Origin of the sequence: Pantoea dispersa, assembly GCF_019890955.1 — a bacterium.
GTDB lineage: Bacteria > Pseudomonadota > Gammaproteobacteria > Enterobacterales > Enterobacteriaceae > Pantoea > Pantoea dispersa.
The window spans coordinates 2,512,652-2,523,919 of sequence record NZ_CP082346.1; the positions used below are offsets into that span (position 1 = coordinate 2,512,652).

Annotated in this window: 12 protein-coding genes and 2 tRNA genes; 8 read left to right on the forward strand and 6 right to left on the reverse strand. The window is 58.6% G+C overall.

Annotation, left to right across the window (positions count from 1 at the left end; translation table 11 throughout):
- The first annotated feature begins 37 nt into the window (after positions 1-37).
- Positions 38-1,411: an NAD-dependent succinate-semialdehyde dehydrogenase gene (locus tag K7H94_RS11770; RefSeq protein WP_222951083.1), complete on the forward strand. Its 1,374-nt coding sequence runs from the start codon at positions 38-40 to the stop codon at positions 1,409-1,411.
- A gap of 118 nt (positions 1,412-1,529) precedes the next feature.
- On the opposite strand, the gene agp is transcribed toward K7H94_RS11770, so the two are convergent.
- From agp to K7H94_RS11785, 3 genes are all read right to left on the reverse strand, one after another.
- Positions 1,530-3,152, reverse strand: coding sequence for a bifunctional glucose-1-phosphatase/inositol phosphatase (gene agp, locus K7H94_RS11775; RefSeq protein ID WP_222951084.1), 1,623 nt, complete (start codon positions 3,150-3,152; stop codon positions 1,530-1,532).
- Between the two features lie 256 nt (positions 3,153-3,408).
- Positions 3,409-3,496 (reverse strand) — tRNA-Ser (locus K7H94_RS11780).
- Positions 3,497-3,535: 39 nt separating this feature from the next.
- Positions 3,536-3,623: transfer RNA gene (locus tag K7H94_RS11785), tRNA-Ser, on the reverse strand.
- 223 nt (positions 3,624-3,846) lie between these two features.
- Between K7H94_RS11785 and yccA the strand changes: the two genes are divergently transcribed.
- Positions 3,847-4,503, forward strand: coding sequence for an FtsH protease modulator YccA (gene yccA, locus K7H94_RS11790; protein WP_021508295.1), 657 nt, complete (start codon positions 3,847-3,849; stop codon positions 4,501-4,503).
- A gap of 100 nt (positions 4,504-4,603) precedes the next feature.
- On the forward strand, positions 4,604-4,930 hold the full coding sequence (gene tusE / locus K7H94_RS11795) for a sulfurtransferase TusE (RefSeq protein WP_010616552.1): 327 nt from the start codon (positions 4,604-4,606) through the stop codon (positions 4,928-4,930).
- On the opposite strand, the gene yccX is transcribed toward tusE, so the two are convergent.
- Positions 4,931-5,209: an acylphosphatase gene (gene yccX, locus K7H94_RS11800; RefSeq protein ID WP_058775394.1), complete on the reverse strand. Its 279-nt coding sequence runs from the start codon at positions 5,207-5,209 to the stop codon at positions 4,931-4,933.
- 82 nt (positions 5,210-5,291) lie between these two features.
- Between yccX and rlmI the strand changes: the two genes are divergently transcribed.
- Positions 5,292-6,482 (forward strand): 23S rRNA (cytosine(1962)-C(5))-methyltransferase RlmI, encoded by a 1,191-nt coding sequence (gene rlmI / locus K7H94_RS11805; RefSeq protein WP_031279846.1) that lies wholly within the window; start codon positions 5,292-5,294, stop codon positions 6,480-6,482.
- 59 nt (positions 6,483-6,541) lie between these two features.
- The gene (gene hspQ / locus K7H94_RS11810) at positions 6,542-6,859 is read left to right on the forward strand and encodes a heat shock protein HspQ (RefSeq protein WP_021508298.1); all 318 of its coding nucleotides are present in this window, start codon (positions 6,542-6,544) and stop codon (positions 6,857-6,859) included.
- Between the two features lie 31 nt (positions 6,860-6,890).
- Here hspQ and K7H94_RS11815 read toward each other — a convergent pair whose 3' ends face one another.
- Positions 6,891-7,304 (reverse strand): CoA-binding protein, encoded by a 414-nt coding sequence (locus K7H94_RS11815; RefSeq protein WP_021508299.1) that lies wholly within the window; start codon positions 7,302-7,304, stop codon positions 6,891-6,893.
- Between the two features lie 174 nt (positions 7,305-7,478).
- On the opposite strand from K7H94_RS11815, the gene K7H94_RS11820 reads away from it, so the two are divergent.
- Together K7H94_RS11820 and K7H94_RS11825 are read left to right on the forward strand one after the other, a co-directional pair.
- Complete coding sequence (locus K7H94_RS11820) at positions 7,479-8,105, forward strand: YccT family protein (protein ID WP_222951085.1); 627 nt, start codon at positions 7,479-7,481, stop codon at positions 8,103-8,105.
- Between the two features lie 68 nt (positions 8,106-8,173).
- Entirely contained in the window at positions 8,174-8,635 is a 462-nt protein-coding gene (locus K7H94_RS11825) for a methylglyoxal synthase (protein ID WP_021508301.1), read from the forward strand.
- Positions 8,636-8,639: 4 nt separating this feature from the next.
- Here K7H94_RS11825 and helD read toward each other — a convergent pair whose 3' ends face one another.
- Positions 8,640-10,694: a DNA helicase IV gene (gene helD, locus K7H94_RS11830; protein ID WP_222951086.1), complete on the reverse strand. Its 2,055-nt coding sequence runs from the start codon at positions 10,692-10,694 to the stop codon at positions 8,640-8,642.
- 123 nt (positions 10,695-10,817) lie between these two features.
- Between helD and K7H94_RS11835 the strand changes: the two genes are divergently transcribed.
- Positions 10,818-11,261 (forward strand): YccF domain-containing protein, encoded by a 444-nt coding sequence (locus tag K7H94_RS11835; RefSeq protein WP_059008932.1) that lies wholly within the window; start codon positions 10,818-10,820, stop codon positions 11,259-11,261.
- Positions 11,262-11,268 lie beyond the last annotated feature (7 nt).

An 11,268-nucleotide genomic window follows, 5' to 3' on the forward strand; every position in this document is an offset into this window, starting at 1 on the left:
GTCCCGCCTTCTCATTTTTAGCCGTCAGGGAGCCTTTATGTCAGCCTATCAAAGCATTAATCCGGCCAATAATCAGCTGCTGAAAACCTGGCCATCACACGATGACAGCTACGCGCAGCAGGCGCTGCACACCGCCGATGCGCTCTACCATTCGCCGTGGAGCAAAGGCGATATTCAGCCGCGTCTGCAGGTGCTGCAGCGTCTGGCAGAGTTGATCGACCAGCGCAGCGAAGAGCTGGCCACCATCGCCAGCAAAGAGATGGGTAAGCTGATTGGCCAGAGCCGCGGCGAAGTGAAAATCTGCGCCAGCATCGCGCGCTATTACGCCGAACACGCGGCAACGCTGTTACAGGCCCAGCCCTATCCCAGCGATGTCGGTGACGCCTGGCTCGAATACCATCCGATTGGCGTGGTAGTGGCCGTCGAGCCGTGGAATTTCCCGTATTATCAGCTGATGCGCGTGCTGGCACCGAACCTGGCACTGGGCAACCCGGTGCTGGCGAAACATGCCAACATTGTGCCGCACTGCGCCGACGTGTTTGAAAAGCTGGTGCTGGAAGCCGGTGCGCCGCAGGGCGCGTGGACCAATCTGTTTATCTCTAACCAGCAGGTGGCCGATCTGATTGCCGATCCGCGCGTGCAGGGTGTGGCGCTCACCGGTTCAGAGCGCGCCGGCAGCGCGGTGGCTGAGCAGGCCGGTAAGCACCTGAAAAAATCCACGCTCGAATTGGGTGGTAACGATGTGTTTGTGGTGCTGGACGATGCCGACATTGATGAAGCGGTGCGCCAGGGGGCGCAGGCGCGGCTCAGCAACTGTGGTCAGGTGTGTACCGCGGCCAAGCGCTTTATTTTGCATGAAAAGATTGCCGATCGCTTTATGGCTAAGTTTAGCGCGGCGCTGCAATCCGCTACGCCCGGCGATCCGTTAGATGAAAAAACCACGCTGGGGCCGCTGTCGTCACAGGATGCACGTGACCGGCTGGTGAAACAGGTGGACGAGGCGGTGGCGCATGGCGCACGCGTGGAGTGCGGCGGACGCGTAATCGACGGCGTCGGCTGCTACTACCAGCCAACCATCCTGACCGGCCTGACGCCGGATAACCCGGCTTACTATCAGGAGTTTTTCGGCCCGGTGGCGCAGGTGTATGTGGTGGCGGACGACCGTGCTGCCGTGGCGCTGGCTAACGATTCGCACTACGGTTTAGGCGGTTCCGTGTGGACGCGGGACATTGCGCGCGGACGCAACATGGCTTCGCAGATTGAGACCGGCATGGTGTTTATCAATTCGCAGAGCGATACCGCGGCTGAGCTGCCGTTCGGCGGCGTGAAGCGCTCCGGCTATGGCCGTGAACTGTCCGATCTCGGACTGAAGGAGTTTGCTAACCAGAAACTGGTCGTAGTAGCCGGTTAAGCGGCATGAAACCACCGTTGAACTGAACGGTGGTTTTTTCGATTGACTGCGGTGTGCGTCAATGCGCAGCCGGCAACAATACAGCAGGGTCGCCGCGCATGGCGACCCTGCTGGCGTTTTAGTTGCTGGCTGCTGCCGGCTGTTGCGCGGGTTTAGCGTCCGCCTCCGTCTTCGCCGGCGCTACCTCAGCCTGCGCTTTCTGCGCTGCTGCAGCATCGGCTTTCGCCTTCTCCTCAGCGGCCTTCTGAGCGCTGGCCTTCTCAGCTTTGGCTTTGTCGTCCGCCGCTTTTTGCGCCGCGGCCTTGTCCGCCTTCACTTTTTCCTCAGCGGCTTTGGCGTCAGCGGCTTTCTGCGCTGCAGCTTTATCAGCTGCGGCTTTGTCAGCTGCCGCTTTATCTGCGCTGGCCTGATCCGCTTTGACCTGTGCGTCATCGCTGGCTGCCGGTGCGGCAGCAGGCTGTGCGGCTGGTGCCGGTGCGGCTGGCTGCAGCGGTGTACCCTGCAGCGCGTTGTTCAGCGCACTGGTGAACTGATCCCAGCTGCAGTAGCCGTTGGCGTCAGTGTCACAACCCGCCAGCTGCAGCGTAACGCGCTTCGGTGGGTTCTTCAGGCTCAGCACATCGGCATTACGCAGCTGATCCGCCGTCTGATAGACATACTCCACTTTCAGCAGGTCTTTGTTGTTCTTCGCATCGTGCCAGCGTTCAAACACCACCTGGCCGCCAATCGGGGTTTTCTCGTCGTTACCCGGCAGCTCGTATGGCTTAACCTGCAGCGCGCTCAGCAATGACGCGATATTCGAATCGTGTCCGACCATCAGCGTGACTTTTGGCGCGGTGGCTTTGTCCTGATCGACCAGCTGGCTGCGGATGTAATCCACCAGCGGGGCGGCAACGTCACGCGCCACTTCCGGCGCGGTAAACAGCGCATCCTGATAGCCATTTTTGATCGCCGCCAGCTCTTTCCACTGTTCCGGCGTTTTGATTTGTCCCCAGGCAACCTGATCCGCCGGGAAACCTTCGTAATATTGCAGCGTGAAGGCGTCGACCAGCGAGTTACCCACTTTCAGCGGGCCATTGACGCCGGGCTCTTTGCCGTTTTCCGCGCTAAAGGTGTTGTCGCCGCTGCTCAGATCGCACTGTTTCTTGCCGTTACAGGCCGGAGCTGATTTGTAATCCACGATTTTTTCCAGCCGCTGGAAGGCCGGCTTCAGCGCCAGCTTCTCATTAGCTGCGGTCATCGCCGCCAGCGCTTTCTTGTTAAACGCTTCGCTGCCATCGGTGATTACCGGATTGAAGATCGGGTCCATGGTGCCCATCGCATCCTGATGGGTGACAGCGATATCGCAGCCTGGGAAAGCCCCGGTGACGAAATACTGCGCCGTCGCGACGGTGCGCTGCAGGCTGTTGGCATAGACAAAGATGTTGCTGCTGTCCGGACAGGTGCCGTTCTGAACCAGACCCTGCTGGGCCAGCCACTGACGGGTGTAGTTACCCATGTAGACTTCCAGCACGCCGCCTTTGGTGGTCAGCTCACCGCCGGGCACATCCCACTGCGGCCAGCTTTTTTTCGTCGCCTGCTCCAGCACGCTGCCGTTGTTGGCCAGCGGGGCACGCAGGTTGTGACGACTCAGCATCAGGACCTGCTGCAGTTGCATGTCGCCATCCGCGGCATAAGCGCTCATACCCATCGGCAGCGCCGCGATCACTGACAGCGCGCAAAGACTCAGTTTCTTGATCATTGTGCCTATTCCATAATTCATCAGGGAAACACTCTGGCATTCAAGCGATTAGCTCGCCAAAGAGCGAATTACCGCACAGTGTAACCCAGCTTGCCTGAGAAAATCGCCAGATGTTTGCAAAAACCGTGCATCGACTATAGCAGTAAACGCGCTGGCCGTCGGGTTACGGCAGCAGATTGAAAAGCTTCAGGATGTTTTTCAGAAGGATGGAAAGCAGAAAAGCGAAAAGCCCGCATCGCTGCGGGCTTCTCTTATATGGCGGAGGAACAGAGATTCGAACTCTGGGATGGTTTCCCATCGGCGGTTTTCAAGACCGCTGCCTTAAGCCACTCGGCCATCCCTCCTGAAATCTTTTTGTCACCTCACACTGCGAGAGTGTGAAGTGGCGGAGGAGGAGAGATTCGAACTCTCGGATGGTTTCCCATCGGCGGTTTTCAAGACCGCTGCCTTAAGCCGCTCGGCCACCCCTCCGCAATGAGGCGCACTATAAACATCCCCCCGAACGATGTAAAGCATCCAATGATTCGTTCGCCTGAAAAACAGTCAAAAATGATTTTTTTGCCGTCTTAATCATCATTCTGCTCAGTGAAACAGCAATTTATCGCGTAAAGATGGGTAAAACGCCTTTTCTGTCCTCTGACCGTTGCGTATTCTCAGGCCATATTTGGTGTTCTCTCTCTAACAGGAGCGCATGATGGACAGAATAATTAGCTCGTCACAGCAGCAGTCGCTACTCAGCACCCATAAAGTGCTGCGCAATACTTATTTCTTACTTGGCCTGACGCTGGCGTTTTCCGCCGTCACCGCCACGCTCAGCACCGTCTACGCCCTGCCCTCGCCGGGACTGATTCTGATGCTGGTGGGCTTTTATGGGCTGATGTTCCTGACCTATCGCCTGGCGAACAGCCCGGCGGGTATTCTGGCCGCGTTTGCCTTTACCGGCTTCCTTGGTTACTGCCTCGGCCCGATTCTCAGCTCGTTCCTCACCGCCGGTATGGGTGATGTTATCGCCATGGCGCTGGGCGGCACCGCGCTGGTGTTCTTCTGCTGTTCCGCCTATGTCCTGACCACGCGTCGCGACATGTCTTTCCTTGGCGGCATGATGATGGCCGGCTTTGTGGTGCTGCTGGTGGCCGTGGTTGCCAATATCTTCCTGCAGCTGCCTGCGCTGCACCTGGCGATCAGCGCCCTGTTTATTCTGTTCTCTGCCGGTGCCATTTTGTGGGAAACCAGCAACATCATTCAGGGCGGTGAAACCAACTACATTCGCGCCACCGTCAGCCTGTATGTCTCGCTGTACAACATCTTTGTCAGCCTGCTGAGCCTGCTGGGCTTCGCCAACCGCGACTAAGACGTAAAGCACGCACCGTTAAACCCCGCTCCGGCGGGGTTTTTGCTTTTTATCTGCCGCCGCCTTTACAATAGGCGCGCTGACGATATGAGGAAACAACGTGATTTTTGCCGGTAAAGAAATTGCCACTGACGCAGAAGGCTATCTGAAAAATAGCGCCGACTGGAGTGAAGCGCTGGCGCAGGCCATCGCCCAGCAGGAAGCGATTGAGATGAGTGAAGCGCACTGGGAAGTGGTGCACTTTGTGCGTGATTTTTATCAGCAGTTTAATACGTCGCCGGCAGTGCGCATGCTGGTCAAAGCCATGGCGCAAAAATATGGCGAAGAGAAAGGCAACAGCCGCTATCTGTTTCGCCTGTTTCCGGAAGGTCCGGCCAAACAGGCCACTAAAATCGCTGGCCTGCCAAAACCGGCGAAGTGTCTGTGATCATCCGGTAGTAAACCGCGTCGGCCGCTCCGCCAGCTGATGCGGCTCCACCAGCACCTTATCGACCCGGGCACTGGGCGGTCCGCCCGCCTTCAGCCACGCAATCAGTGACTCCACCTGCTGCGGTTCTCCCGCCGCCAGTACCTCCACGCTGCCATCGGCCAGATTATGCGCATAACCGGTGACGCCCAGCGCGTTCGCCTGCGCCTGGGTGTAATAACGGAAGCCCACGCCCTGCACCCTGCCGTGAACCCAGATTTTGTAACCTGTCGTCGCCATGGCGATCTCCCCTTTGTGCGTTGCATTTTGCCGCCATCCACCGGAAAATGGCGCCTCATTTTTTCAGGTAAGCATAGCAAACATGACCGTTCGATTGATTCTCGCTAAGGGACGTGAAAAATCCCTGCTCCGCCGCCATCCGTGGGTGTTCTCCGGGGCCGTTGCCCGTATGGAAGGTAAAGCCCAGTCGGGTGAAACCATTGATATCTGTGACAGCAACGGCAAATGGCTGGCCCGCGCCGCCTACTCTCCTCAGTCACAAATTCGCGCGCGCGTCTGGAGCTGGCAGCAGGATGAGTCAATCGACATCGCCTTCTTTGTGCGCACGCTGCAGAAAGCGCAGCAGTGGCGCGACTGGCTGGCGCAGCGCGACGGGCTGGACAGCTATCGCCTGATTGCCGGCGAGTCCGATGGACTGCCGGGCGTCACGATTGATCGCTTCGGTAACTTCCTCGTGCTGCAACTGCTGTCGGCCGGGGCGGAGTATCAGCGCCCGGCTCTCGTCTCGGCGCTGCAGCAGTGCTATCCCGACTGCGCCATCTATGACCGCTCTGACGTGGCGGTGCGCAAGAAAGAGGGCCTGGAGCTGGCGCAGGGTCCCGTAAGCGGTGAACTGCCGCCTGCGCTGCTGCCGATAACCGAGCACGGCATGCAGCTGCTGGTGGATATTCAGGGCGGTCACAAGACCGGTTATTACCTTGATCAGCGCGACAGCCGTTTTGCCACCCGTCGTTACGCGGAAAATGCCCGCGTGCTTAACTGCTTCTCCTACACCGGCGGCTTTGCGGTCTCTGCTCTGCTCGGCGGCTGCCGGGAAGTGATCAGTGTGGATACCTCGCAGGACGCCCTTGACGTAGCAAAACAGAACGTGGCGCTTAACGGGCTGGATGTCTCACGCGCGCAGTTCCTGCGTGACGATGTGTTCAAACTGCTGCGTCGCTACCGCGACAGCGGCGAGAAGTTCGACATGATCGTCATGGATCCGCCGAAATTCGTTGAGAATAAAAACCAGCTGATGGGCGCCTGCCGCGGCTATAAAGACATCAACATGCTGGCAATGCAGCTGCTGAATCCGGGCGGCATTCTGCTGACTTTCTCCTGTTCCGGGCTGATGGCCACCGAGCTGTTCCAGAAAATTATCGCCGATGCCGCTGTTGATGCCGGTCGTGATGTACAATTTATAGAGCAGTTCCGTCAGGCAGCCGACCATCCGGTGATAGCCAGCTATCCTGAAGGGCTTTATCTGAAAGGCTTTGCCTGTCGCGTGCTGTGACTTGAAAACGCTGTCCCTGCCCCCATATCGGTGGCAGGGCAAAGTTTTGGGAGGTCACAATGATTGCCAGTAAATTTGGAATTGGACAGCAGGTCCGGCACCGTCTCTCCGGGGTGCTCGGCGTGATTGTGGATGTCGACCCGGAGTATTCGCTGGACGATCCACAGCTGGATGAGGTTGGCGCGACGGAATCGCTGCGTGCCGCTCCCTGGTATCACGTGGTGATGGAAGATGAGGAAGGCGAACAGGTGCATACCTATATCGCTGAGATTCAGCTGGCCGGCGAAACCTCGTTCGAACATCCGGAACAGCCCTCCATGGATGAGCTGGCCGCCTCGATCCGCCAGCAGCTGCAGGCACCCAGCCTGCGGCATTAAGGGTACGGCGACGCCGCGTCGCCGTTTGTCTTTACCGCGTTACGCCCAGCCGCGGAATTTCTATCTTCGGGCAGCGATCCATAATCACCGTCAGCCCGGCATCACGCGCCAGCACCGCGGCCTGCTCATTGATCACGCCCAGCTGCAGCCACAGGGTTTTGGCGCCGATAGCAATCGCTTCCTGCGCCACGCCCCATGCCGCTTCGGAATTGCGAAACACATCCACCATGTCGATCTTGCCCGGGATCTCCGCCAGCGTGCCATACACGGTCTGGCCCAGCAGCTGCTGTCCCGCCAGCTTCGGGCTCACCGGCACCACGTCATAACCCTGATCGAGCAGGTATTTCATTACGCCATAGCTGGCACGCTCAGTGCGATCGCTGGCACCGACCAGCGCGATGCGTTGGGTTTGCGTCAGGACATCGCGAATCGTTTGATCGTTCATGTTTTTCTCCTTGTTCACTCGCCTGAGTGTAGATGCCATTGCGCGCTAAAGTGCAAGCGCAGCGCACGAAAAGTTTGCGCGGCGACACGAATAAATATGTTAAAATGTAAATTAACTGCCATAATGTAATAATTTGCTACACATCGCCCTTTTTCCCCTGTTCCGGGAGTTGAAATGAAGCTGTCTCTGGCTGTTACGGGTTTGCTGTTGCTGCTCGTATCGGCAACCTGCCATGCCATCACCCTGAAGCTCGATCCGCAGATCGACCTGCTGGTGCTGGATGGGCGCAAAATCTCAGGTTCGCTGCTGAAAGGCGCGGACAGCCTTGAGCTGGAGCGCGGTCAGCATCAGTTTCTGTTTCGCGTGGATAAACCCTGCGCCGATGCCACCCACTTCCGCTCAGAACTGATGATCGTCACCTTCACTGCCGACGCCCATTCCGTAGCGATTCGCCTGCCGGCGCTGAATAACCGCCGCGAACGCAGCCTGTTTGATAAATCGTTGAATTTTCATCTGATTGATGAGCGTGGTAATGAAATAGCCAGCATTCGCGATCGGTTGCCGGGTGAGAGCAGCGGCAATGTTGAACAGGCGATGATCAATTACAACCGTACGGCGCAGGCGGCCAGCGTGCCGCGCTTTGCGCTGCAGGCGGCCAGCGTACCGGACGCCAGTCTCAGTCTGGATATGGTATGGCAGGACGCCAGTAATTTGCCCGCGCTGCAACGCTGGCTGCAGCGTGTTGATGCCGCCACGCGGCAGCGTTTTATCAGTTGGGTGAAAACCCTACGCGCAAGTTGATAGCAGCTGAACGCCAGGGGTAAACTCGTGCATTCACTACGTTTGCACGCGCCGAAACAGGAAGCCCCATGGAGCAGACCGTTCGTACCCTGAAAGTTCAGAAACACATCGCCCTCGTTGCCCACGACCACTGCAAAGCCTCGCTGCTGGACTGGGTGAAAATCAATCAAAATGCGCTGCAACCTCACGTGCTGTATGCCACCGGCACCACCGGCAACCTGATCAATCGTCACACCGGACTGGATGTGAATGCCATGCTCAGCGGGCCAATGGGCGGCGATCAGCAGGTCGGCGCGCTGATTGCAGAAGGCAAAATTGATGTGCTGTTCTTCTTCTGGGATCCGCTCAATGCAGTACCGCACGATCCGGACGTCAAAGCGCTGTTGCGCCTGGCCACCGTATGGAATATTCCGGTAGCGACCAACCGCGCCACCGCGGATTTCATTATCCATTCGCCGATGTTTGCCAGCGAAGTGACCATCCAGATCCCCGATTATCAGCGCTACCTGACAGAACGTCTGAAAGCCTGATGGCTCAGGCCTTCCGGCTCTGCGCAACGCCCAGTTCGCGCAGGTGTTCGACAAACACGGAAGGCCGCTCTTTATCAAACATCAGCCATACCTGCTGACGCGCACGCGTAATGGCCACGTAGGCCAGGCGCCGCTCTTCGGCATGTGGAAAATCCTCCGGCTGTGGTAGCAATCCCTCTTCCATGATCGACTCGCGCGCCTGCGCCGGGAAACCGTCACGCCCTTCGTGCAGCCCCAGCACGATGACAAAATCCGCCTGCTGGCCTTTACTGGCGTGGATGGTCATGAAGTCGATACGCAGTTTCGGCCAGCGGGTTTTGGCTTTATCCAGCATCGCCGGACGCAGATGATGGTAACGCGCCAGCAGCAGTACGCGCTCGTCCGGCTTCGCGTAACCGCTCAGCTTGTCGAGCAGCGCTTCCAGTTGCTCCTGCGGCAGCAGCGTAATGGATTTCTTGTTCCCTTTGCTCAGGCTGTTGAGCGGCTTGCGCAGCTGATGCGGATTCTGCTGCACAAAGCGGTTGGCAATGTCACCGATGCGATCGTTGAAGCGGTAGGTGGTATCCAGCACGCAGCGGTCGCCTTCGCCAAAATAGTGATGAAACGCGGTGGTCAGGCTCATCTCCGCGCCGCTAAAGCGATAGATCGCCTGCCAGTCATCGCCGACCGCAAACAAACTGGTGCGCTTATTTTGCTGACGCAGCGCGCTGAGCAGCGCCGCCCGCTGCGGGGAAATATCCTGAAATTCATCCACCAGAATGTGCTTCCACGGGCTGATAAAGCGCCCCTTCTCCAGCACAGCGATCGCCTGGTGGATCAGCCCGGAGAAATCCACCGCGCCCTCGGCTTTCAGTGCGCTTTTCCATGCTTTCAGCAGCGGCGCCATCAGCCTGACGCGCTTCGTAAAATTGTCGCGCAGCGGCTCTGGCACATCGGCAATCATCGCCGCCTGCGCGCCGCCGTGCAGGCGCATCAGGCCGAGCCAGCGCTCCAGCCGCACCGCAAGACGCTGCGCCAGTTTGTCATCCTGCCAGAACGGACCTTCCGGCACGTCCCACGCCAGCTCTTCCTGCAACCACTGTCGCCAGCCGCTGGCCTGCGCCTTTTTGCTGTTGCACTGCTCGCGCCAGTTTTCGATCAGCAACTGACGTCGCGCGCTGCTGTCACTTTCCAGCCGGCTGATGACCGGCTGCTTATTGCTGCCTTCACGAATGATGTGCAGCGCCAGCGCGTGGAACGTACGCGCCTGAATCGCGCTCTCACCCAGCCGCGTCTGGATCCGATCGTTCATCTCTTCCGCCGCCTGGCGACCAAAAGCCAGCAGCAGGATTTGCTCCGGCTGTGCCAGCTTGCGCTGTATCAGCCAGCCGGCGCGCGCCACCAGCACCGAGGTTTTACCGCTGCCCGCGCCGGCCAGCACCAGCAGCGCATCCTCGCCGTTGACCACCGCCTCACACTGCGATGGATTGAGCGGCGTGGTTTCGACGGTGGAGAAGAAGGCGTGATTATCGCTGATCACCCGCGCGCTCCACTCGCGGTTGCGCTGCCGAATCGCGTTCTCGCCCTGCTCGAGCCACTGCTGGCAAAAGCGCCACAGCGTGCGGCAGTTATCAAACTCTTCCAGCCTTGCCAGCGGCAGCGGTAAGGCGGAAAACTGGCGCGTGATGGTCTCTTTTACCGCAGCCAGCTCGCTGCGCTTCAGCCAGCGATCCTGGCCGGTAAACGCGACGATCTCCTGCTGCAGCGCACTCAGCACCTGCGCGCTGATTTCGCTCATCTCGAGGCTCCACTGCTGCCACGCCTGCTGCAGGTAATGGTAAAAACGCTGGGTTTCCTGCCACTCGGTGCCGTGCAACCGCACCACTTTCTCTTCCGGTAACAAGAACTCCAGCTCGCCCCACACCAGGCCGCGTTTACAGGTGATACCGATCAGCTGATTAAACGGGATCAGGTACTCATGGCGATCGCCGCTGACTTCCACACCGGCAGCCAGCAGTCGCACCCGGTTATAGGGATGCTGTGCCAGCCGTTTGCCCATGGATGTTGCTTTTAGTTCCATCTCCGCACCGTCATGTGGAATTCAATTATCGCGCAGTTTACCTGTCAGACCCTTAGCGCTCCAGCCTTAAAACACGCTAAACTGGGCGACACATATTGCGGATTGCAAAAGGAAAATCGCGTTATGCGCACCGTGCTTAATATTCTGAATTTTGTTCTTGGCGGCTTTATCACCACCCTCGGCTGGCTGCTGGCCACGCTGATCAGCATCGTGCTGATCTTTACCCTGCCGCTGACCCGCTCCTGCTGGGAGATCACCAAACTGTCCCTGCTGCCGTTTGGCAACGAAGCGGTTCACGTTGACGTGCTGCGCCCGGAGAGTAAAAGCCACGTGCTGAACGCTGGCGGCACCTTCCTCAACCTGTTCTGGCTGATCTTCTTTGGCTGGTGGCTGTGCCTGATGCACATTTCGACCGGCATCCTGCAGTGTCTGAGCATCATCGGTATTCCGACCGGCATTGCCCACTTCAAAATCGCCGCTATCGCGCTGTGGCCGGTAGGTCGTCGCGTGGTGTCAGTGGAAGAAGCGCAGGCGGCGCGTGACGCCAACGCGCGGCGCCGCTACTGAGGCTGAA